The sequence below is a fragment of the Burkholderia lata genome, assembly GCF_000012945.1.
Lineage (GTDB): Bacteria > Pseudomonadota > Gammaproteobacteria > Burkholderiales > Burkholderiaceae > Burkholderia > Burkholderia lata.
In genome coordinates this window covers 1,118,274-1,138,540 of record NC_007510.1, presented here as the reverse complement: position 1 = coordinate 1,138,540, position 20,267 = coordinate 1,118,274, and the positions used below count along the sequence as shown (strand labels likewise).

Here is a 20,267-nt window from a genome sequence, read left to right as displayed (position 1 = left end):
ATGCGCGGCGCCCGCAGCGGTCAGACCGCGCCCTTCGCGACCTCTTCCGGTTTCATCTCGACGATCTTGTCGAGCGCGGCCCGCACGTCGGCCGCATATTTCGCGAGCACCCTCTGCTCGTCGGTCTCGGGCACGAACGGCGGCACCGGCACCGGGTTGCCGTTCTCGTCGACCGCGACGAACACGACGAGGCAATCGGTCGTCTGGCGCAGCATGCCGCCCTTCGGATCGCCGGCATGCACGGACACATGGATGTGCATGCTGGTACGGCCCGTCGCAACGACGCGCGCCTTCAGCTCGACCAGGTTGCCGACCATGATCGGACGCTGGAAACGGATGTTGCCGACGCTGACCGTCACGCAATAGCGGCTCGACCAGACGGCCGCGCACGCATACGCGACCTCGTCGATCCACTTCATCAGCGCGCCGCCATGCACCTTGCCGCCGAAGTTCACGGAGGACGGCTCGGCGAGGAAGCGGAATACGGTTTCGGTGCGGTCGAGGGCGGCCGGTACGGGGGACGGTTGGGACATCTTGTTGGCTCCAGGCGGCAGGGGCGCTGTAATCGGGCCATTATACGTTGCACTGCGGCAACGCGCCGCGGAGCGCCCCGTGTGGCGCGGCTGCCGGGGCTGCGGCCGGCGCGCGCACGGCCGGCACCGGTCAGCGGCGCACCGTGATGCCCTGATCGATCGTTCCGTACATCTCGATGCTGCCGCCGCGCTCGCCGGCCGTACCCGCACCGCCCTGCGCGCAGGCCGCACAAACAAGCGCGGCCGCCAGCAAACAGAAAATCGTCTTCATCGTTGCATCGTGTCACGTGCGGCCGCCCGCTGCGGCCGCTTTCGGCCATTCTACGCGCGCCCGGCAAGCCGCCGCAGCCCGGTTCCGCCGCATCGACGACGCCGGCGCCACTGCATTCGACATTTCAACCAAAAGCGAAACATCGAATGCGCGCGCCCACTACACTGAAGCTCATCCCGCCTGACGAGACACGACGATGACCGACCAAGACGACCACCACTTCCCGGGCCTGAGCCGCATCGGCTCGCTGATCGCCGACCCCGGGCGCGCCGCGATGCTGTGGGTGCTGATGGACGGCAGCGCGCGACCCGCAGGCGAACTGACAATGATCGCGGGGCTGTCGCCGTCCGCCGCAAGCGCCCACCTCGCGCGCTTGACCGAAGGCGGCCTGCTCGCGCTCGACGTGCGCGGCCGGCACCGCTACTACCGGATCGCATCGGCCGACATCGCGGCCTCGCTCGAGGCGCTCGCGAACGTCGCCCGCGCGGCCGCGCCGCATCGCCCGGTTCCGGCGCCGTCCCGCACGGTCCCGGCCGAATTGCGCTATGCGCGCACCTGCTACGACCACATGGCCGGCGAACTCGCGGTGCGCATCTTCGACGGGCTCACCGCGCGCGGCTGGCTGCTGGCCGACGGCGATGCGATCGAGACCACCGAACTCGGCACCCAGGCGCTCGCGCAATGGGGCATCGACGTCGCGCAGCAGCGCACGCGCCGGCGCCGCTTCGCGTGCGGCTGCCTCGACTGGAGCGAACGGCGCTCGCATCTCGGCGGCGCACTCGGCGCAGCGCTGCTCGAGAGCTTCTGCGCGCACGGCTGGATCGAGCGCTCCGCACGGCCGCGCGTGCTGCGCGTCACCGTGCCCGGACAGCAGGTTTTCGACGGGTGGCTTACGTCCGCTTGACGCCCGGATTGCGTCTGCACGACAACGGCGCGCGATCGACAGGTTTTGTTACATCGCGTGCCATTCGACTTACAAAACACCGAGCATTGAAACAGGCCGAGCGGATATTGTGAACTCAACGGCACGAATCGACGCGCCGCGATAAAGACGAAGACGCTCACCATGGCCACCCTGTTCACGCTCAAGCGAACCGCTCGCTGCACGCTGCTCGCGTTCGTCGCGCTTGCGGCACTGCCCCCCGCATTCGCGCAATCGGCCGGCGCCCCGCCCTATGCGGCCGCGGCACGGCAAGCGGGCGGCGATCCGCCCAGCCGTGTCGCGCGACTCAATTACCTGTCGGGCGCCGTGACGACAGAGCCGGCCGGCACCGATACGTGGTCGTATGCCGCCGTGAACCGGCCGCTGACGACCGGCGACCAGCTCTGGAACGATGCCGGTGCACGCTCAGAACTGCACATTGGCTCGAGCGCGGTGCGGCTCGGCGAGTCGACGAGCCTGTCGGTGCTGAATCTCGACGACACGACGACCCAGCTGAAAGTGGGGCTCGGCACCGTATCGACGCACGTGCGCGATCTGCCGGCCGGCGGATCATACGAAATCGACACGCCCAATCTCGCGCTCGGCATCACGGGCCCCGGCGACTATCGCGTCGACGTCGCACCGAACGGTGCGAGCACGACGGTCACGGTGCGTAGCGGCAGTGCGACCGTCTACGGCAGCAACGGCCAGTACCCGCTTTCGCCCGGACAGCAGGTCGTGTTCACGGGCACTGACCTGCAGGTCGCGCAGCAATCGGCCGCCCCGGGCCCCGATCCGCTCGACCAGTGGGCCGCCAGCCGCGACGCGGCCGAGGAGCGCTCGGTGTCGGCCCGTTATGTGTCCCGCGACATTCCCGGCTACCAGGATCTCGACGCGAACGGCACGTGGCGCGAAACCCCGAATTACGGCCAGGTATGGGTACCGAACGACACGCCGGCCGACTGGGCGCCGTATCACGACGGCCACTGGATCTGGCAGGCACCGTGGGGCTGGACGTGGGTCGACGACGCGCCGTGGGGTTTCGCACCGTATCACTACGGCCGCTGGGCATACGTGGACGATAGCTGGGCCTGGGTACCGGGCCCGCTGGTCGTCAGCCAGCCGCCGGTCTATGCACCGGCACTCGTCGCGTTCGTGGGCGGTGGCGGCGGCCCCGACTGGAGCGTCGCGCTCACGGTGGGCGGCGTCGCCGCGGCCGGTTGCGCGTGGTTCGCGCTCGGCCCGGGCGAACCGTGGCATCCGGGCTGGGGCGGCTGGAGCCCGCACTACTACGACCGCGTGAACCGCAACTTCGTGGTGAACAACGTCAACGTGAACAAGACCGTGAACGTGACGAACATCACCAATATCACCAACATCAACAAGACGTACGTGAACTTCCGCGCGCCGCATGCGATCACGGCCGTACCGGCATCTGCGTTCGTGCACGGCCAGCCGGTCGCGCACTTCTCGCAGCACGTCGATCCGCAGCAATGGCGCAACGCACACGTCACGCCGGGGACACCGGGCATTGCGCCGGTGCGCCAGAGCTTCACGGGCGGGCTGCGCAATGCGAGCTACCGTCCGCCTGCAGCGATCGCCCAGCACCCGTACGTCGCGACGCGCAATCCTGCCGTGCCGGCCGCGTATCGCGACCAGGCCGCGGCCCACCTCGCGCAGCAAGGCGGGCGTGTACCGGGTGCCGGCGTCCCTGTCGTGAAGACGAACGTGCCGGGCGACTATACGGCTCGCCCGGTCCGCGTTCCGGGCGAGCCGGGCGGCGGTGCATGGGCGATGCACAACGTTCAGCTCGTGAATCCGCACGGCCCCGTCGTGCAGCCGGGTCATGCTCCTCGCGAAGGCCAGCCGGCTGCCGTACAGGCCGGGCGGCCGGGCGCACCGATGCCGGGCATGCCGAATGTCGCGCGGCCGGCGAACGGCGAAAACCCCAACGCAGCGCGTTTCGCCAACGGCGGCATGCCGCAGGCCCCCGGCAACCCGACGCCGCACCCGGCAGCCGGGCCCGGCAACGGCGTCCCGCATCCGCCGGTCACGACCATCGGTGCGGCGGGCATCGGCAATGCGCACGCAGCCGAGGCTCCATCGCCCGCGTGGATGCAGCCGCACACACCGATGGAACGTCAACGCCCTGCTCCGCCGACCGCGCTCCACGCGGCGGGACAGAATGCGCTGCCGCCGGTGCGCAGCGCAGCGGTGCCGCATCCGGAAGGCGTGCCGACACCGCAGGGCGCGCAGCCCGGCAGCCGGAACGAAGCGCCGCGCGCCCTGCCGCAACCGCGGCTGGACAACACGGCACAGATTCCTCAGCCGCGTCCGCGCCCCGATTTCCAGACGCCGACCCAGCATGGGCAACCGCAATCGGAACGGGCGGCCCCTGCGCCGCAACCTCACCCCGAATTCGCGCAACCGGCGCCGCATCGCGAAGTCGCGCCGCCACGTGTGAACGAGTACCGTCCGCCGGCCCCCGCCGTGCATGACATGCCGCGCCCGCAACCGCAGGCGCCGCGCATGGAGCCGCGGCCACAACCCGCGCCGCGTATGGAGCCACGACCGCAACCGGCGCCACGCATGGAACCACGCCCGTCGATGCCAGCACCGCACATGGAACCGCGGCCGCAACCGGCGCCGCACGTCGAGGCGCCACACCCGAGCAACCCGCCGCCGCAAGGCGGTCACGAAGAGCGGCATCGCCAGTAAGTGCCGCAAACGTGAAACAAAAAGGCCCGACCGGTATCAGCCGGTCGGGCCTTGTTCCTGCGGGGCGCGGATCGATGCATCCGCGCGGCCCGAGTCGCGCGATCAGACCGCCATCGGCGCGGTCAGCGGCTCATGGTGGCGGTAGCCGACGAGCGAGAAATCGGACGGCTCGATCTGCTCCAGCCACTCGGGCGCGTAGACGCCCGTCTTCGCGTATTCCGGCACGCGCTCGGCAATCTCGAGCCGCGGGCTGTCGTAAGGCTCGCGCGTGAGCTGGCGCTGCAGCATGTCGAGCTGGTTCTCGTAGATATGGGCGTCGCCGATGAAGTACGTGAACCAGCGCGGCGTATAGCCCGTCAGCCGGCCGACGAGTTCCAGCAGCGCGGCCCCTTCCGTCAGGTTGAACGGCGTGCCGAGGCCGACGTCGTTGCTGCGGATGTACAGGCACAGCGAGATTTCGCGCTTCGTCGCATTCGGCAGGAACTGGTACAGCAGATGGCATGCGGGCAGCGCGATCTGGTCGAGCACGGCCGGATTCCACGCGTGAAACAGGATGCGACGGTCGGCCGGGTTCTCCATGATCGTATCCAGGCACTGGCGCAACTGGTCGATCGCCTTGTAAAGCAGCACCTTCGGCGCGCCGTCTTCGTCGAAACGCGTGACGATCCGGAAGCCGCGGCGCGTCGCATCGTCGATCTGCGCATCGGCACCCGCGTCGAGCACCTTGTAGCCCGGCCACTGGCGCCATTGCACGCCGTACACGTCACCGAGATCGTCGACGCCCTGGCGATACGGGTTCGCGAGCCATTGCGCGTTCTCGTTCGCGTTCGCGTCCCACACCTTGCAGCCGAGAGCGCGGAAATCGGCCGCGCTGCGCGACGCGCGCAGGAAGCCGACCAGTTCACCGATCGCGGACTTGAACGCGAGCTTCTTGGTCGTCACGGCCGGGAAGCCTTGCTGCAGGTCGAAGCGCAGCATCGCGCCCGGCATGCTGATGGTGCGGATTCCCGTGCGGTTCTCCTGCCAGGTGCCGGTATCGAGAATGGTACGAACGAGGTCGAGATACTGTTTCATGCGGGTTCCTTCGGCCGCGAGGGCGGCCGTACCCGCCAATTTTAGCAAGCGTGATGCGGAAGCTCCGGTAACGGCGCCGAAAACCCTGCCAGCGTGTCGCCGCGGTCGCGCATCCCGTGTGCGCACATCAGCCGGTAGAGCGTGACGCGCGACACGCCGAGTTCGCGCGCGGCATCCGCGAAACGGCCGCGATGTCGCAACAGCGCCTGCTCGATTGCCTGCCGTTCGGCCGCCTCGCGCGCCTCCAGCAACGACACGGGCGCGAGCGTCGCAAAGTCGTTCAGCTCGAGATCGGCCGCGGTGATCATCCGGCCCTCCGACATGACGATCGCGCGACGCACGCGATTGATCAGCTCGCGCACGTTGCCCGGCCACGAATAGCCGTACAGCGACGCGACCGCGTCAGGGGAAAAGCCGCGCAAGCGACGATGCGCATCGCCCTTGAAACGCTCGAGCATGTGGCGCGCGAGCACCTCGATGTCCTTGCCGCGCGCGCGCAGCGGCGGCTCCTCGATCTTCAGCACGCACAGGCGGTGGAACAGGTCCTCGCGGAACCGCCCTTCGCGCAGCGCCGCTTCCATGTCCACGTGGGTCGCGCAGATCACGCGCACATCGACCGGCACCGACACATGGGCACCCAGCCGCTCGATCTTGCCTTCCTGCAGGAAGCGCAGCAGGCTTGCCTGGCTTTCGAGCGGCAAATCGCCGATTTCATCGAGAAACAGCGTGCCGCCGTTGGCGGCCTCGACGCGGCCGATCTTGCGCTGGTTCGCGCCGGTGAATGCGCCGCGCTCATAGCCGAACAGTTCGGCCTGCAGCAGCGTCGACGGGATCGCGCCGCAATTGATCGCGATGAACGGCGCTTGCGCACGCGACGAACGCTCGTGAATCGCAACCGCCGTCAGTTCCTTGCCCGTACCCGATTCGCCGGAGATGAACACCGGCGCGTCGGTTGCCGCGACGCGACGAATCGTCCTGAAGAGCCCGAGCATCGCATCGCAGGTTCCGACCATTTCGCCTTCGCTGCGTCCGGCGCCGACAGGCGGTGCAACGGGTTCGGTCAGCGCGACCATCCCGTGTGCATGACCGACGGTCTCGACGATCCGCGACGTCTCGTACGGCATCGTCACGTAGTCGAAACAGTAGTCGCGAATGAGATGGCGCAGCGTAGCGTCCTGCAACTGGCCGCGGCGCGTCGCCGCGATCCAGCCGATGTGCTGAATGCTCAGACAGGTTTCGAGTTCGCGCAGGTCCGAGGGCTTGAAGCCCGGCGAAAAATCGAGCAGCCCGGCAGTTGCGACGCCATGCTGTACGACGCGCCGTACGTCTCGCACGGTCTCCGCGAGATCGACACGCCAACCGCACTCGTCGAAATGGCCGCGCAACGCGTCGTTCGGTTCGCGCGAATAGTAGATCACGTGCCGCTGATCGGCTCCCATATGCTCACCCCGTTCATCAACCGTCTAACGATTGCCGTGCACGCCAGATCACGTGCGAAAAGGATCGAATCGGGTCAGCCGAAGGTGGCTCGATTCGCCATGCCGATGCGCGACGACAAAGCCTCGCATGATGGCGCTTATCTTGCGTCCAGTTATTTTGATCAAGACAGCTTAGTTATAGGCACTGAATACGACAATCCGATTTCAGCGCGGTGAGCGATGCGGCCGTATCGCTCAGGAGGTCGATGCATGTCAATCGTCTGCACATAGCACCCGCGCAGCGATACGTTCTGTCATCAACACTTGCGACGATTTTCATCCTTGAAGCGTATCGATTGAATCCGCAGTATTCCCGAGCCCCCTCGTTTCAGGCCTGAAACATTTTCCGTCGTTTTCCGACACAATTCGCAACGCTTGAGCACGAATCGCAGTCTCGACAACGGTCCCGGCGCGATGGCATGCATTTCGCTGAACATGGAAACCGTCGGAGACAGCGACCATGCGCAAACATCTTTTACTTTCTTTCGTGCCGATGGCCATTGCGGTCGCGGCCGCCGGCCCGCCTACGCCCGCACGCGCAGACGACAACACGAATCCGGATCGCGCCATGCTGCTTGCGGCCAACGCGCCGAGCATGCAGCACGGCAACGGGTTCGGCATCGTGACCGTGTCGTCACCGCAACCGCTAACGGCCGGCAGGACGTCGGTGACGCTGTGGGACGAAATCCCGCCGCCGCCTCAATTGCCGATGCCGCTCCCGGCACCGCAGCCGGGCGATGTGCAGCACGCGATGGAAGGCACCGCGCAAGGCAGCACACATCAATGATGCACAAGCCGATTCATTTGATAAGGATGACGTATTGATTTGAGCGAACCGGATTGCATCGATCGGATGCCGGCATCGTCGATCTCGCAACACGAAACGGTTTTTGTGCTCCGTCCCCCGGCGGGCACTCTTTTTATTCATTCCGTCGCCGCGACGCATTGCCTCGAGCGTCGCGGCGCGCAGTGCAGGAGCGGATACGCGCACCCGGAACCGGCGCGCGCCGCCGTTCCGGTAGAATCGGCGCCATTCCGGTTTTCCTTTCCCCGACCTTCATGACGACGTTGACCCTGATCGTCGCGCGTGCCCGCAACGGCATCATCGGCCGCGACAACCAGTTGCCCTGGAAACTTCCCGAAGATCTCGCCTTCTTCAAGCGCACGACGATGGGCGCACCGATCGTGATGGGCCGCAAGACCCACGAGTCGATCGGCCGGCCGCTGCCGGGCCGCCGCAATATCGTCGTCACGCGCGACGCGACGCGTCGCTTCGACGGCTGCGACACGGTCACGTCGCTCGCCGATGCGCTGGCGCTCGCCGCGCGCGACGGCGCGCCCGAAGCGTTCCTGATCGGCGGCGCGCAGCTCTACACGGAAGGTCTCGCACTCGCCGACAAGCTGGTCGTCACCGAGATCGATGCCGACTTCGATGGGGACGCCTCGTTCCCGGCGCCCGACGCCGCGCAGTGGCAGGAAGTGTCGCGCGATGCGCACCACGCGGCCGCACCGAACACGTTCGGCTACGCGTTCGTCGTCTACGAGCGCAAGCGCGGCTGACGCATCACGCGCCATGAAAAAAGCCCGACCGGCTCATGCCGGTCGGGCTTTTTGTTTGATGGCGGCCGATGCCGCGCGCCGCTTACTGCCCGGCGATCGTCATCTGCTCGATCAGCACCGAGCCCGTTTCCTTCGTGCCGCGCACGATCGAATCGGCGCCGATCGCAACGATATGCCGGAACATTTCCTGCAGCGTGCTCGCGACGGTGATTTCCTCGACCGGATACTGGATTACGCCGTTCTCGACCCAGAAGCCCGCCGCACCGCGCGAATAGTCACCCGTCACGTAGTTCACGCCCTGCCCCATCAGCTCGGTCAGCAACAGGCCCGTGCCGAGCTTCTTCAGCATCGCGTCGAAATCGTCGCCTGCCTGCGTGTTCGAGCTGCGCAGCGCGAGGTTGTGCGAGCCGCCCGCGTTGCCGGTGGTCTGCGTGCCGAGCTTGCGCGCCGAATAGGTCGACAGGAAGTAGCCTTCGACGACGCCATCCTTGACGACGCTGCGCGCACGCGTGCGCACGCCTTCCTCGTCGAACGGCGCGCTGCCCATCGCGCGCGGCACGTGCGGATCCTCGACGACCTGGATGTGCGGTGCGAACACCGGCTTGCCGAGGCTGTCGACGAGGAACGACGTCTTGCGGTACAGCGCGCCGCCGCTCACCGCCTGCACGAATGCGCCGAGCAGGCCGGCCGCGAGCGGCGCCTCGAACAGCACGGGCACCTTGCGGGTGTCGAGGCGGCGTGCGCCCATCCGCGCCAGCGCACGCTCGGCCGCGTAACGGCCTACCGCTTCGGGTGCCGCGAGATCGATCGCGCTGCGCTTCGACGAATACCAGTCGTCGCGCTGCATGTGACGCCCGCTGCCCGCGATCGGTGCGCATGCGATGTAGTGGCGCGAGTACGGGTAGCCGGACAGGAAGCCGCGCGACGTGGCCAGCACGAATTGCGAATGCTGGGCCGACACGCTTGCGCCTTCCGAATTGCGGATCTGCGGGCTGACCGCGAATGCGGCGTCTTCCGCGCGGCGGGCGAGCTCGACCGCCTCGTCGGCCGTCAGCGCCCACGGGTGGTACAGGTCGAGGTCACGCGGGTCGGTTTCGAGCAGTTCGGCCTCGGCCAGGCCGGCCGCTTCGTCCTCGGCCGTGAAGCGTGCGATGTTGTACGCGGCGGCGACGGTATCCTTGATCGCGCCCGGCGAAAAATCCGACGTGCTCGCGTTGCCGCGCTTCTTGCCGATGAACACGGTCACGCCGACCATCTTGTCGCGGTTGTGCTCGATCGTTTCGACCTCGCCGCGGCGCACCGACACCGACAGGCCGTCGCCCTCGGAGATTTCGGTCGCGGCGTCCGTCGCGCCGAGTGCCTTCGCATGGCGAAGGATGTCCGAGGCGATTTCTTTGAGCTGGTCCTGCGTGTGCGGGAAATAGCGCGCTTGTACGTCGAGATTGGCTGCCATCGTCTAGATATCCGGTGGCGGGCGGGCGCCCGCATGTTCAAAATGTTGCGTATCCCGCGATCATAGCAAGGTCCGGGGCCGGGCACCGACAAGCTTGGGGTGTCCGCGGCGCGATACAATGCCGTCCATGACACGCAAAACCCGAATCCAGCCGATCGAGCATGCCGCCGAAGACGACGACAATGGCTACGATCGCCCCAGCAAATCCCAGTTGAAGCGCGAGATGCACGAGCTGCAGGTGCTCGGCCAGGCACTCGTCGATCTGCCGAAAGACGCGCTGAAACGCATGCCGATGCCCGAAAGCCTCGCGGACGCCGTGCGCGAGGCGCGCCGAATCACCGATCACGAAGGCAAGCGCCGCCAGCTCCAGTACGTCGGCCGCGTGATGCGCTCGCTGACCGACGACGAGACGGCCGCGCTGCGCACCGCGCTCGACGCGCAACGCGGCGTGAACAAGGCCGCGACGGCCCGCCTGCACTGGATCGAACGCACCCGCGAACAGTTGCTCGCGAACGACGACGCACTGACCGAATTCCTGCGCCAGCACCCGGAAGCCGATATCCAGGAAGGCCGCACGCTGATCCGCAACGCACGCAAGGAAGCGCAGCAAGGCAAGCCGCCGCGCTATTTCCGCGAGCTGTTCCAGTGGATCAAGACCGCCGGCGGCACGTCCAATGCGGACGACGAAGCGGCGGACGACGCCGGAGACGACCATGACGACGACGAAGCGTAACCACCCGGACGAGCTCGTCGTCGGCCTCGTGTCGATCAGCGACCGCGCGAGCACGGGTGTCTACGAGGACAAAGGCATTCCCGCGCTGCAGGAATGGCTCGCCGGCGCGCTGGTGTCGCCGTGGCGCGCCGAAACGCGCCTGATCCAGGACGATGCGCCCACGATCTCCGCCACGCTCGCCGAGCTCGTCGACGTCGCGGGATGCGACCTCGTGCTGACGACGGGCGGCACGGGCCCCGCGCGCCGCGACGTGACGCCCGAGGCCACGCTGGCCGTGGCGACGAAGGAAATGCCGGGATTCGGCGAACAGATGCGGCAGATCAGCCTGAATTTCGTGCCGACCGCGATCCTGTCGCGGCAGGTCGCGGTGATCCGCGAGACGGCCGACCATGCGGCGCTGATCGTCAACCTGCCAGGCCAGCCGAAGTCGATCCGGGAAACGCTCGAAGGGCTGCGCGATGCCGACGGCAAGTCGACCGTGCCCGGCATCTTCGCCGCGGTGCCTTACTGCATCGACCTGATCGGCGGCCCCTACATCGAGACCGACGCCGCGGTGGTCGCGGCGTTCCGGCCGAAAAGCGCTCAGCGCGCACCGCGCTAAGCGTGTGCCGGCCCGCTCAGGCGGCCGGCGCGGACTCGCCGGCCGAAGCAGACGCGGCCGGAATCAGGAAATGCTCGCGGTAGTACTTCAGCTCGTCGATCGACTCGTGGATGTCCGCGAGCGCCGTGTGCATTGCCCGCTTCTGGAAGCCCTTGTAGATCGCGGGCTGCCAGCGGCGGCACAGCTCCTTGAGCGTGCTGACGTCGAGGTTGCGGTAGTGGAAGAACCGCTCGAATTCGGGCATCCAGCGCGCCATGAAGCGGCGGTCCTGGCAGATCGAGTTGCCGCACATCGGCGACTTGCCGGGCGACACGTACTGCGCGAGGAAGGCCTGCAGTTGCTCGGCGGCTTCCGCTTCGGTCACGGTCGATGCACGCACGCGGTCGATCAGGCCCGAGCGGCCGTGCGTCGACTTGTTCCAGTCGTCCATCTTCGCGAGCGTTTCGTCGCTCTGGTGGATCGCGAACACCGGGCCTTCGACGGCGATATCGAGCGTGGAATTGGTCACGACGACCGCGATCTCGATGATGCGGTCGTTATCCGGGTCGAGGCCCGTCATCTCCATGTCGAGCCAGACGAGGTTCAACTCGTTGCGCACGAGCGCGGGCTGGCTGGTGGAAGCGGCGGTATCGGTCATGAGTCATCCTGGAAAATGGCGGACGGCGCGCGGCGCCGCCCGGGCGGCCGGCATCGCATCAGCGGGGCCGGTCCGCAAGAACATATAATTCTCGCATAGAACCCTTTGGCGCCTTCGATGTCACCCTTTTCGTTCACCCTGCTGTTCGCGCTCGCCGTGCTCGCGATGGTCGTCACCAAGCTGTGGCTCGCGTCGCGGCAGATCCGCTTCGTCGCGGCGCACCGCAACGGCGTCCCCGCGCAGTTCAGCGCAACCATTCCGCTGACCGCCCACCAGCGCGCGGCCGACTATACGGTCGAGCGCACCCGGCTGACGATGCTCGAAATCGTCGTCAGCGCGGCCGTGCTGGTCGGCCTCACGCTGCTCGGCGGCGTCGGCGCACTCGACACGCTGCTCACCGGCTGGATCGGCCGCGGCTACGGGCAGCAGGTCGCGCTCGTCGCGGCGGTGCTCGTGATCACGAGCGTCATCGACGTCCCGTTCGAGTATTACCGACAGTTCGGGATCGAACAGCGTTTCGGCTTCAACCGGATGACGAAGCGGCTGTTCTTCACCGACATGCTGAAGAATTCGCTGCTCGGCGCCGCACTCGGCCTGCCGCTGCTGTTCGTCGTGCTGTGGCTGATGAACCAGGCCGGCAGCCTGTGGTGGCTGTGGACCTGGATCGTCTGGGTCGCGTTCCAGATGCTTGTCCTGCTGATCTATCCGACCTTCATCGCACCGATCTTCAACAAGTTCGAACCGCTGAAGGACGACGCACTGCGCGCGCGCATCGAGTCGCTGATGAAGCGCTGCGGCTTTGCGGCGAAGGGGCTGTTCGTGATGGACGGCAGCCGCCGCTCCGCGCACGGCAACGCGTACTTCACGGGCTTCGGCGCGTCGAAGCGGATCGTGTTCTTCGACACGCTGCTCGCGCGCCTGTCCGGCCAGGAAATCGAGGCCGTGCTCGCGCACGAACTCGGCCACTTCAAGCGCCGCCACGTAATGAAGCGGATGCTCGTGTCGTTCGTGCTGAGCCTCGTGCTGCTCGCGCTGCTCGGCTGGCTTGCACAACGCACGTGGTTCTACACGGGGCTCGGCGTCACGCCGTCGCTCGACACGAGCAACGCGGGTGCCGCGCTCGTGCTGTTCTTCCTCGCGATTCCCGTGTTCCTGTTCTTCGCGACGCCGTTCGGCAGCCTCACGTCGCGCAAGCACGAATTCGAGGCCGACGCATTCGCGGCCAGCCAGACCGACGCGCAGGATCTCGTCAGCGCACTCGTGAAGCTCTATGAGGACAACGCGTCGACGCTGACGCCCGACCCCGTCTACACGGCTTTCTACTACTCGCATCCGCCTGCGTCGCAGCGGATCGACCGCCTGATGCAGCACGCATGAGCCGGCCGACCTCCCGCAAGCCGGCCCCGCGCGCGTCGAATGCGCAACGGGTCGAAGGCCGCGTGATCGCGGCGCACGGTCGCCACTACATCGTCGCGCCTGACGATGGCGGCCCGATGCTGCAGTGCTTCCCGCGCGGCAAGAAGAGCGATATCGCGGTCGGCGACCGTGTCGTGTACGAACTCGCATCGGCCGACCAGGGCGTCATCGTCGAGATCGGCGAACGGCGCAACCTGCTGTACCGTTCCGACCAGTTCAAGTCGAAGCTGTTCGCGGCCAACCTCGACCAGTTGCTGATCGTGCTCGCGACCGAGCCCTACTTCAGCGAGGACTTGCTCGGCCGTGCGCTGATCGCCGCCGAGGCAAACGAGCTGAAGCCGCTCGTCGTGCTGAACAAGATCGACGTCGAAGCCGCGCTGCCGGTCGCGCGCGAGCGCCTCGCACCCTACCGCGCCCTTGGCTACGACGTGCTCGAGCTGTCGGTGAAGGGCTCGCCCGACGACGCGCGCGCACAATTGATGCCGCACCTCACCGGACATTCGACGATCCTGCTCGGCCAGTCCGGGATGGGCAAGTCGACGCTCGTGAACCTGCTCGTTCCCGATGCCGAAGCCGCGACGCGCGAGATTTCGGCTGCGCTCAACAGCGGCCGTCACACGACGACGTTCACGCGCCTCTACCCATTGGAGGGCGGCGGCGCGCTGATCGATTCGCCGGGCTTCCAGGAATTCGGCCTCTACCACCTGACGGAAGGTCGTCTCGAGCGCGCCTTTCCGGAGTTCCGGCCGCTGCTCGCCGACTGCCGTTTCTATAATTGCCATCATCTGCACGAGCCCGGCTGCGCGATTCTCGAAGCCGTCGCCGACGGCCGAATCGCACCGTCGCGGCATGCGTTGTATGCGCAGCTCGTGCACGAGGCGAGCCAGATCGTCCGCTGATCGCGCGGCACGCGCGCGGCGGCCAGCCGGTGCCATCCGGGCCGGCTTTCACCGACAGGAGCCGCGATGCGTTTCAAGGCACCCGATCTTGCGACGGCGCAGCATTGGGCCAACGTGCTTCAGGTGGCCGGCATCGGTTGCGAGCTGCATAACTGCTACGCAACCGGCGCACTCGGCGGCCTGCCCGCCGACGCGTGCACGCCCGAACTGTGGCTCGACGACGAACGCGACGACGCACTCGCGCGCCGGCTCCTCGATGCCGCGTCGCACGGCCCGTCGGCTGGCGCCGCACCGTGGCGCTGCCGGCAGTGCGGCGAGGCGCTCGAAGCCCAGTTCACCGCGTGCTGGCAATGCGGCGCCGTGCGCGATCCGCTAGACGACTGACCCACAGCAAAAAGGCCGGCTTCAAGCCGGCCTTCTGCCTTTCATCGGGTACCGCACTGCCCCGTCAGGACACCCAGACGGCGAGCGTCAGCATCAGCAGCAGAATCATCCACAGGATCACCGCACGCCAGACGAGGCCGACCGCGGATTGCAGCGTACGCGGCGTGCAATCGTCACCGACCGTCAGCGGACCGCTGTCGCCAACTGCCAGCGCATCGAGGCTCGACGGCTCCGCGAGCGGCCCGGCGAGGCGTGCGCCGAGCGCTCCGCTGCCGGCTGCCAGCAGGACGCCATCGTTCGGATCGGGCCACTGGCGCGTATGGTTGCGCCAAGCATAGATCGCGTCCTCAAAATTGCCGACGATCGCGAAGCCGAGCGCGGTCAATCGCGCGGGAATCCAGTCGATCACGAAGAACGCGCGCTGCGCGAACGTCGAGAACGCCGCCGTGCGGTCGTCGCCCGGCGTCGACCAGCTGCGCGCGAGGTATTCGGAAATCCGGTACAGCACGGCGCCGGCCGGGCCGATCGGCAGCACGTACCAGAAGAACACGCCGAACACGTGGCGATGCGATGCGACAACGGCGTGAATCAGCGTATGGCGAACGATTTCGCCGACCGGCATGTCGACCGTGTCGATGCCTGTCCACTCGTGCAGGATTTCGCGTGCACGCGGCACGTCGTCATTATTGAGCGCGAGGTGGATGTCGGTGAAGTAATGGCTGAACTGACGGAAGCCGAGCGTGAAATACACGACGACGACGTTCCAGATGAATGCGAGCACGAAGCTCACCTTGAACAGCAGGAAATAGATCAGCGCGACGATCAGCACCCACGGCAGCACGACCGCGAGCCAGGCGAGGATGCCGTGCTTCTGCTTGCCTGCGTCGAGACCATGCGCGACGGTTTCCGCATGAAACTGGAACAGCGCGAACACCGGATTGTTCGGCGACAACGCGCGGACCTGTTCAATGATGAGGGCGAGGAGAACCGAAAAGAAAGTCATGCGTGGCGCCGTCTTCGGAGTTATGTCATTTTTTGCATAACGATAGCACAGCGTAAGCACCGGATGGCTGCCGGTGCGGTCGCCCGGCGGCCGGCCGCGCGCCCCAGACGCCGTGTGCGCCTAGCCGGCGGCCAAGAAGCGGTACAGATTGCGCAACATGCCGGCAGTTGCGCCCCAGATGAAGTAATGCCCGCCGGGTTCGCCATTCGGATAGGGCATCGCAAAAAAACGACGCTCGCCGCCTTCCCAGCGAAACACACGGACCTGATGGTTCGCGGGATTCATCAGGAACGCGAGCGGCACCTCGAAAATCTCGGCCACTTCGAACGTGTCGGCCTGCACGGTGAACGGTGGATGCACGAGGCCAACTACCGGCGTCACGCAGAAGCCCGTACCGGTCAGGTAGTCGGGCAGCGCGCCGAGGATCTCGACACGCTTGTCGGCCAGCCCGATCTCTTCCTTCGCCTCGCGCAACGCGGTTGCGGTTGCATCGCGATCGAACGGTTCGCGACGACCGCCGGGGAAGCTAATCTGTCCGGCGTGATCGTTCAGGTGGTCGGCGCGCTGGGTCAGCAGCACGGTGAGGCCGGACTCGCGGACGACCAGTGGCACGAGAACGGCCGCGCTACGCAGATCGACGCCCTTCTGCAGCCGCGCTTCGCCAGGCTCGACGCTCCATTCGAGCGTGCGCGCGAATCGGTCGCGCAGGCCGGACGGCGTCATCAGTCGGGAATCGATGGCCGGCAGGCCGGCGCCGGTGCCTTCGACCGGCAGGACTTCGGGATCGATGATGGGGCGGCGATTCAATGGGGCTCTCGGGTTCGTGTCGTATCGAGCATATTCTCGCGCCAGAATGAAAAAAGCACCCGGTTGGGTGCTTTTTCCTTACAGCTCTTACTCTTGGGAAGCTGCTGCGGTGCGATCCTTCGACACCAGCTTTTCCTTGATACGAGCCGACTTGCCCGAACGCTCGCGCAGGTAGTACAGCTTCGCACGACGCACATCACCGCGGCGCTTCACGACGATGCTTGCCAGCAGCGGCGAGTACGTCTGGAACGTACGCTCGACGCCTTCGCCCGACGAAATCTTGCGGACGATGAAGTTCGAGTTCAGGCCACGGCTGCGAATCGCGATCACGACGCCTTCGTAAGCCTGAACGCGCTTGCGGTTACCTTCAACCACGTTCACGTTCACGATAACCGTATCGCCCGGGGCGAATTCGGGGATCGTCTTGCCGGCGAGCGCGCGCTCGATTTCTTCCTGCTCAAGTTTTGCGATCAGATTCATTACTGACTCCTTATGCCATCGTGTCGGCGTTGGCACCCGCCTGCTTCCAGGCCTGGCCCCGATAGAGGATGGATTCACATCAGGCGCCGCGCACGCATGCACGGCACCGCCAATTCCCGCCCGCGCAGCCGCCTCAGGAGGCGTCCTTCGCTTCGCGTGCGAGGTTCGCAAGCCACGCCTCGTCGGCACGGCTCAACAACTTCTCGCGGCGCGCCCGGACGATCAGGTCCGGCCGCTTCCGCAACGTATTTCTCAATGCTTCCTGGCGCCGCCACCGCTCGATCTCGGCATGATGCCCGCCGAGCAGCACGTCCGGCACACGCACGCCGTCGTATTCCTCGGGGCGCGTGTAGTGCGGACAATCGAGCAGGCCGTCGGCGAAACTGTCCTGCACGGCCGACAGCGAATCGTTCAGCACACCGGGCAGCAACCGCACGACTGCATCCATCATCGCCATCGCCGGCAATTCTCCGCCGGACAGGACGAAATCGCCGAGGCTGATTTCCTCGTCGACGCAACGATCGAGCAGGCGCTGGTCGATCGCTTCATAGCGGCCGCACAGCACGACGACACCGGGCTCCTGCGCCATCCGCACCGCACGATCGTGCGTGAGCGGCGCGCCCTGCGGCGACATCATCACGACACGCGTGCTCGCGATACCCTGTTCCGCCTGTGCCGCTTTCGCGGCATCGATCGCGGCTTCGAGCGGCCTGGCCAGCATCACCATGCCCGGACCACCGCCGTACGGACGATCGTCGACCGTACGGTAGTTGTCCGTCGTGAAATCACGCGGATTCCAGGTGCGCAGCCCGAAGCGCCCTTGCTTGACGGCCCGGCTGGTGATCCCCCAGTCGGTCAGTGCACGGAACATCTCGGGAAAGAGCGAGACGACGTCGAACTGCACCGCGCTCTCGGTAACCTGGTTCATTTCAGTAATCGGCTTCCCAGTCGACGACGATGCGACGCGCCGCCTGATCCACCGTTTTGACATATACGCCGACGAACGGAATCAACCGCTCGTCGGTGGTCGGCTGACCGTCTTTACCAGTCGCCGGATACTCGACACGCATGATCGAATGCACGCCATTGTCGATCATCCCGCTCACCTTCCCGAGTGCCACCGATTGCTCGTTGACGACGTCGAGACCGATCAGGTCGACCCAATAGAATTCGTCCGCGGCCAATGCCGGGAAATCTTCCCGGCGCACGAACACGCGAAAACCGCGCATAGCGAACGCGGCATCGCGGTCGCTGACGCCCGCGGGTTGCGCAACGACGGTGTCGCTGTGCGCCTTCGACTGCATGATGCGGACCGAAAGCCGCTCCGCACCGCGTTCCAGCCACCAGTGGCGCGCCTTGAGCAGTGCATCGCCGCCGCGACCGGCGTCGGCGTGCGTCGCCACCTTGACCCAGCCCTTCAGGCCATAGGCGTCGACCACCGCCCCGACCTCGACGGCATCGTCGGGCCAGGCTTGCGCCTCTTCGAGACTGCCCTGTTCGGCAGCCTGACCGGCGTTCGCGACAGCGTCGCGCTCGACCGGCTTGCGGACGAATGCGCCAAACGACGCACGCCCGCGCCTTGCATTACCGGAATCGTGACCCGCCATTAATGCACCTCAAAGCCGGCACGACCGGCACACCGTGCCATGTTAGGCAGCCGGTTGCGCCTTTTGCGCTTCCTTCACGAGACGCTGGACGGTCGGCGACAGTTGCGCGCCAACGCCTTGCCAGTACGTCAGACGATCCTGAGCGATACGCAGCGATTCGCCCTTCGTAGCGACCGGGTTGTAGAAGCCGACGCGCTCGATGAAGCGGCCGTCACGACGGTTGCGCGAATCGGTAGCAACGATGTTGTAGAACGGGCGCTTCTTCGAGCCGCCACGAGCCAGACGGATGATAACCATATGATGTCCTTCGGGAAAACCGGGTTCGAAACTACTGAAACACGCGATTATAGCCGGAAACCAGAGGTACAACAAACACTTACGCGGAAAAAATCCGGAGGCGGGCTATCCGCCGGGCATACAATCGTCGTGTCCGGGACGTTCCACACCGTCATGCCGCCCCTTCGCGCCGCCTCGATGCGCCGCGTGCAGCACCGTTTTGCGGCGCTGCTTGCCGGCCTTGCCTGCCTCGCGTCCGCACTGGCGTTTGCCGCGCCGTTGCCGTTGGGTGAACTCGTCGTGCCGCCCGGCTTCCACGTCGAAGTGCTGACCGACGCGGTGCCGACCGCCCGCGAAATGGCGTGGTCGCCGCGCGGCATCCTGTATGTCGGTACACGGGAAGGCCGCGTGCATGCGTTCGTGATGCATGAGGGCCGGATCAGCGCGCGCTACGTGATCGCATCCGGGCTCGACATGCCCGTCGGCGTCGCCTACCGTGGCGGCGCACTCTATATATCCGCGGTATCGCGCATCCTGCGTCTCGATCATATCGACGACCGGCTCGCGACGCCGCCCGCCCCCGCCGTCGTCACTGACGCGCTGCCGACCGAACACCATCACGGCTGGAAATTCATCGCGTTCGGCCCCGACGGCAAGTTGTATGTGCCGACCGGCGCACCGTGCAACGTCTGTCTCGCCGATCGCAGCCGCTACGCGATCATCGCACGCATGAAGGCGGACGGCAGCGGGAGCGAGGTTGTTGCCCGCGGCGTACGCAATACGGTCGGCTTCGCGTGGCATCCCGATTCGGGCGAGCTTTGGTTTACCGACAACGGGCGCGACATGATGGGCGACGACGTGCCCGACGACAAGCTGAACCGCGCGCCACGCGCCGGCCTCGACTTCGGCTTTCCTTACTGCCATGGCGGCGACACGCCCGACCCCGAATTCGGCAGCGCCGACGTATGCCGCCGCTATGTGCCGCCCGTTTTGAAACTCGGCGCGCATGTCGCGGCACTCGGCATGCGCTTCTATACAGGGCCGATGTTTCCGGCGTCGTATCGCAATAACATCTTCATCGCCGAACACGGCTCGTGGAATCGCAGCACGAAGGTCGGCTACCGCGTGATGCGCGTCGTCGTTTCGGCGGACGGCAGCCAGGCGCGCCAGACCCCGTTCGTCACGGGCTGGCTGCGGCCCGACGGCACGGTTTGGGGGCGTCCGGCCGACGTGTTGCAGCTACCGGACGGCTCGCTGCTCGTCAGCGACGACTACGCGGGCGCGATCTACCGCGTGACCTATGCGGCACCTTGACGCAGGACAGGGGTGACCGGGCCCGACCGGGCGTCGTAGAATGCGTGCCGGGCCGCGCGCCCGCGCCGGCCCGCCGGCCGCCCATGCCAACGACAATACGC

General features: G+C 66.5%; 23 protein-coding genes. 11 read left to right on the top strand and 12 right to left on the bottom strand.

Annotated features, from left to right (window positions below; all coding sequences use genetic code 11):
• Nucleotides 1-20 precede the first annotated feature (20 nt).
• Complete coding sequence (locus BCEP18194_RS11115) at nt 21-533, bottom strand: acyl-CoA thioesterase (protein WP_011351375.1); 513 nt, start codon at nt 531-533, stop codon at nt 21-23.
• A 130-nt stretch (nt 534-663) separates the two neighbouring features.
• A complete protein-coding gene (locus BCEP18194_RS41640; RefSeq protein WP_167316016.1) occupies nt 664-804 on the bottom strand; it encodes a hypothetical protein in 141 nt (46 codons plus the stop codon).
• Between the two features lie 196 nt (nt 805-1,000).
• On the opposite strand from BCEP18194_RS41640, the gene BCEP18194_RS11110 reads away from it, so the two are divergent.
• On the top strand, nt 1,001-1,708 hold the full coding sequence (locus BCEP18194_RS11110; protein ID WP_011351374.1) for an ArsR/SmtB family transcription factor: 708 nt from the start codon (nt 1,001-1,003) through the stop codon (nt 1,706-1,708).
• A 162-nt stretch (nt 1,709-1,870) separates the two neighbouring features.
• Entirely contained in the window at nt 1,871-4,444 is a 2,574-nt protein-coding gene (locus tag BCEP18194_RS11105) for a DUF6600 domain-containing protein (RefSeq protein WP_011351373.1), read from the top strand.
• A gap of 102 nt (nt 4,445-4,546) precedes the next feature.
• On the opposite strand, the gene BCEP18194_RS11100 is transcribed toward BCEP18194_RS11105, so the two are convergent.
• A complete protein-coding gene (locus BCEP18194_RS11100; RefSeq protein ID WP_011351372.1) occupies nt 4,547-5,518 on the bottom strand; it encodes a thymidylate synthase in 972 nt (323 codons plus the stop codon).
• Between the two features lie 41 nt (nt 5,519-5,559).
• Entirely contained in the window at nt 5,560-6,957 is a 1,398-nt protein-coding gene (locus tag BCEP18194_RS11095; protein WP_011351371.1) for a sigma-54 dependent transcriptional regulator, read from the bottom strand.
• On the opposite strand from BCEP18194_RS11095, the gene BCEP18194_RS39510 reads away from it, so the two are divergent.
• The 3 genes from BCEP18194_RS39510 (at nt 6,937) to BCEP18194_RS11085 (ending at nt 8,556) form a co-directional block, all read left to right on the top strand.
• Complete coding sequence (locus tag BCEP18194_RS39510; protein ID WP_244272934.1) at nt 6,937-7,173, top strand: hypothetical protein; 237 nt, start codon at nt 6,937-6,939, stop codon at nt 7,171-7,173. The genes BCEP18194_RS11095 and BCEP18194_RS39510 overlap by 21 nt on opposite strands.
• Nucleotides 7,174-7,456: 283 nt before the next feature.
• Nucleotides 7,457-7,783: a hypothetical protein gene (locus BCEP18194_RS11090; RefSeq protein WP_041492779.1), complete on the top strand. Its 327-nt coding sequence runs from the start codon at nt 7,457-7,459 to the stop codon at nt 7,781-7,783.
• A 272-nt stretch (nt 7,784-8,055) separates the two neighbouring features.
• Nucleotides 8,056-8,556 (top strand): dihydrofolate reductase, encoded by a 501-nt coding sequence (locus BCEP18194_RS11085; protein ID WP_011351369.1) that lies wholly within the window; start codon nt 8,056-8,058, stop codon nt 8,554-8,556.
• A gap of 82 nt (nt 8,557-8,638) precedes the next feature.
• Here BCEP18194_RS11085 and pmbA read toward each other — a convergent pair whose 3' ends face one another.
• A complete protein-coding gene (pmbA, locus tag BCEP18194_RS11080) occupies nt 8,639-10,009 on the bottom strand; it encodes a metalloprotease PmbA (RefSeq protein ID WP_011351368.1) in 1,371 nt (456 codons plus the stop codon).
• A gap of 127 nt (nt 10,010-10,136) precedes the next feature.
• Between pmbA and yjgA the strand changes: the two genes are divergently transcribed.
• Nucleotides 10,137-10,742, top strand: coding sequence for a ribosome biogenesis factor YjgA (gene yjgA, locus BCEP18194_RS11075; RefSeq protein WP_277396355.1), 606 nt, complete (start codon nt 10,137-10,139; stop codon nt 10,740-10,742).
• On the top strand, nt 10,723-11,343 hold the full coding sequence (mog, locus tag BCEP18194_RS11070) for a molybdopterin adenylyltransferase (RefSeq protein ID WP_011351366.1): 621 nt from the start codon (nt 10,723-10,725) through the stop codon (nt 11,341-11,343). Before yjgA ends, mog begins: the two co-directional genes overlap by 20 nt.
• Nucleotides 11,344-11,359: 16 nt before the next feature.
• On the opposite strand, the gene orn is transcribed toward mog, so the two are convergent.
• Nucleotides 11,360-11,980: an oligoribonuclease gene (gene orn / locus BCEP18194_RS11065; RefSeq protein ID WP_011351365.1), complete on the bottom strand. Its 621-nt coding sequence runs from the start codon at nt 11,978-11,980 to the stop codon at nt 11,360-11,362.
• A 117-nt stretch (nt 11,981-12,097) separates the two neighbouring features.
• Between orn and BCEP18194_RS11060 the strand changes: the two genes are divergently transcribed.
• The 3 genes from BCEP18194_RS11060 to BCEP18194_RS11050 all read left to right on the top strand — a co-directional run bounded on the left by BCEP18194_RS11060 (nt 12,098) and on the right by BCEP18194_RS11050 (nt 14,679).
• Nucleotides 12,098-13,357 carry a M48 family metallopeptidase gene (locus BCEP18194_RS11060; protein WP_011351364.1) on the top strand — a complete coding sequence of 420 codons (1,260 nt, stop codon included), beginning with the start codon at nt 12,098-12,100 and terminating at the stop codon, nt 13,355-13,357.
• Nucleotides 13,354-14,295, top strand: a complete 942-nt coding sequence (gene rsgA, locus BCEP18194_RS11055; protein ID WP_011351363.1) for a ribosome small subunit-dependent GTPase A — start codon at nt 13,354-13,356, stop codon at nt 14,293-14,295. Before BCEP18194_RS11060 ends, rsgA begins: the two co-directional genes overlap by 4 nt.
• Before the next feature lie 66 nt (nt 14,296-14,361).
• Complete coding sequence (locus BCEP18194_RS11050; protein ID WP_011351362.1) at nt 14,362-14,679, top strand: putative signal transducing protein; 318 nt, start codon at nt 14,362-14,364, stop codon at nt 14,677-14,679.
• 64 nt (nt 14,680-14,743) lie between these two features.
• Here BCEP18194_RS11050 and BCEP18194_RS11045 read toward each other — a convergent pair whose 3' ends face one another.
• The 6 genes from BCEP18194_RS11045 to rpsP all read right to left on the bottom strand — a co-directional run bounded on the left by BCEP18194_RS11045 (nt 14,744) and on the right by rpsP (nt 18,873).
• On the bottom strand, nt 14,744-15,682 hold the full coding sequence (locus tag BCEP18194_RS11045) for a CobD/CbiB family protein (protein ID WP_011351361.1): 939 nt from the start codon (nt 15,680-15,682) through the stop codon (nt 14,744-14,746).
• Between the two features lie 120 nt (nt 15,683-15,802).
• Entirely contained in the window at nt 15,803-16,489 is a 687-nt protein-coding gene (locus tag BCEP18194_RS11040) for a CoA pyrophosphatase (protein ID WP_011351360.1), read from the bottom strand.
• Between the two features lie 87 nt (nt 16,490-16,576).
• Entirely contained in the window at nt 16,577-16,969 is a 393-nt protein-coding gene (gene rplS, locus BCEP18194_RS11035) for a 50S ribosomal protein L19 (RefSeq protein WP_011351359.1), read from the bottom strand.
• A gap of 133 nt (nt 16,970-17,102) precedes the next feature.
• On the bottom strand, nt 17,103-17,897 hold the full coding sequence (gene trmD, locus BCEP18194_RS11030) for a tRNA (guanosine(37)-N1)-methyltransferase TrmD (RefSeq protein ID WP_011351358.1): 795 nt from the start codon (nt 17,895-17,897) through the stop codon (nt 17,103-17,105).
• Nucleotide 17,898: 1 nt separating this feature from the next.
• The gene (rimM, locus tag BCEP18194_RS11025; RefSeq protein WP_011351357.1) at nt 17,899-18,576 is read right to left on the bottom strand and encodes a ribosome maturation factor RimM; all 678 of its coding nucleotides are present in this window, start codon (nt 18,574-18,576) and stop codon (nt 17,899-17,901) included.
• A gap of 42 nt (nt 18,577-18,618) precedes the next feature.
• A complete protein-coding gene (gene rpsP, locus BCEP18194_RS11020; protein ID WP_006476550.1) occupies nt 18,619-18,873 on the bottom strand; it encodes a 30S ribosomal protein S16 in 255 nt (84 codons plus the stop codon).
• Between the two features lie 153 nt (nt 18,874-19,026).
• Here rpsP and BCEP18194_RS11015 point away from each other — a divergent pair, with 153 nt between their 5' ends.
• On the top strand, nt 19,027-20,166 hold the full coding sequence (locus BCEP18194_RS11015; RefSeq protein ID WP_011351356.1) for a PQQ-dependent sugar dehydrogenase: 1,140 nt from the start codon (nt 19,027-19,029) through the stop codon (nt 20,164-20,166).
• Nucleotides 20,167-20,267 lie beyond the last annotated feature (101 nt).

What these genes read in the sequence shown, in the direction of transcription:
- rplS (WP_011351359.1), bottom strand. Translation starts at nt 16,969, where the DNA reads ATGAATCTGATCGCAAAACTTGAGCAGGAAGAAATCGAGCGCGCGCTC.
- BCEP18194_RS41640 (WP_167316016.1), bottom strand. Translation starts at nt 804, where the DNA reads ATGAAGACGATTTTCTGTTTGCTGGCGGCCGCGCTTGTTTGTGCGGCC.
- BCEP18194_RS11115 (WP_011351375.1), bottom strand. Translation starts at nt 533, where the DNA reads ATGTCCCAACCGTCCCCCGTACCGGCCGCCCTCGACCGCACCGAAACC.
- BCEP18194_RS11050 (WP_011351362.1), top strand. Translation starts at nt 14,362, where the DNA reads ATGCGTTTCAAGGCACCCGATCTTGCGACGGCGCAGCATTGGGCCAAC.
- BCEP18194_RS11090 (WP_041492779.1), top strand. Translation starts at nt 7,457, where the DNA reads ATGCGCAAACATCTTTTACTTTCTTTCGTGCCGATGGCCATTGCGGTC.
- BCEP18194_RS11100 (WP_011351372.1), bottom strand. Translation starts at nt 5,518, where the DNA reads ATGAAACAGTATCTCGACCTCGTTCGTACCATTCTCGATACCGGCACC.
- mog (WP_011351366.1), top strand. Translation starts at nt 10,723, where the DNA reads ATGACGACGACGAAGCGTAACCACCCGGACGAGCTCGTCGTCGGCCTC.
- BCEP18194_RS11110 (WP_011351374.1), top strand. Translation starts at nt 1,001, where the DNA reads ATGACCGACCAAGACGACCACCACTTCCCGGGCCTGAGCCGCATCGGC.
- pmbA (WP_011351368.1), bottom strand. Translation starts at nt 10,009, where the DNA reads ATGGCAGCCAATCTCGACGTACAAGCGCGCTATTTCCCGCACACGCAG.
- rimM (WP_011351357.1), bottom strand. Translation starts at nt 18,576, where the DNA reads ATGGCGGGTCACGATTCCGGTAATGCAAGGCGCGGGCGTGCGTCGTTT.
- rsgA (WP_011351363.1), top strand. Translation starts at nt 13,354, where the DNA reads ATGAGCCGGCCGACCTCCCGCAAGCCGGCCCCGCGCGCGTCGAATGCG.
- BCEP18194_RS11095 (WP_011351371.1), bottom strand. Translation starts at nt 6,957, where the DNA reads ATGGGAGCCGATCAGCGGCACGTGATCTACTATTCGCGCGAACCGAAC.
- BCEP18194_RS11105 (WP_011351373.1), top strand. Translation starts at nt 1,871, where the DNA reads ATGGCCACCCTGTTCACGCTCAAGCGAACCGCTCGCTGCACGCTGCTC.
- orn (WP_011351365.1), bottom strand. Translation starts at nt 11,980, where the DNA reads ATGACCGATACCGCCGCTTCCACCAGCCAGCCCGCGCTCGTGCGCAAC.
- trmD (WP_011351358.1), bottom strand. Translation starts at nt 17,897, where the DNA reads ATGAACCAGGTTACCGAGAGCGCGGTGCAGTTCGACGTCGTCTCGCTC.
- BCEP18194_RS11060 (WP_011351364.1), top strand. Translation starts at nt 12,098, where the DNA reads ATGTCACCCTTTTCGTTCACCCTGCTGTTCGCGCTCGCCGTGCTCGCG.
- rpsP (WP_006476550.1), bottom strand. Translation starts at nt 18,873, where the DNA reads ATGGTTATCATCCGTCTGGCTCGTGGCGGCTCGAAGAAGCGCCCGTTC.
- BCEP18194_RS11085 (WP_011351369.1), top strand. Translation starts at nt 8,056, where the DNA reads ATGACGACGTTGACCCTGATCGTCGCGCGTGCCCGCAACGGCATCATC.
- BCEP18194_RS11045 (WP_011351361.1), bottom strand. Translation starts at nt 15,682, where the DNA reads ATGACTTTCTTTTCGGTTCTCCTCGCCCTCATCATTGAACAGGTCCGC.
- BCEP18194_RS11015 (WP_011351356.1), top strand. Translation starts at nt 19,027, where the DNA reads ATGCCGCCCCTTCGCGCCGCCTCGATGCGCCGCGTGCAGCACCGTTTT.
- yjgA (WP_277396355.1), top strand. Translation starts at nt 10,137, where the DNA reads ATGACACGCAAAACCCGAATCCAGCCGATCGAGCATGCCGCCGAAGAC.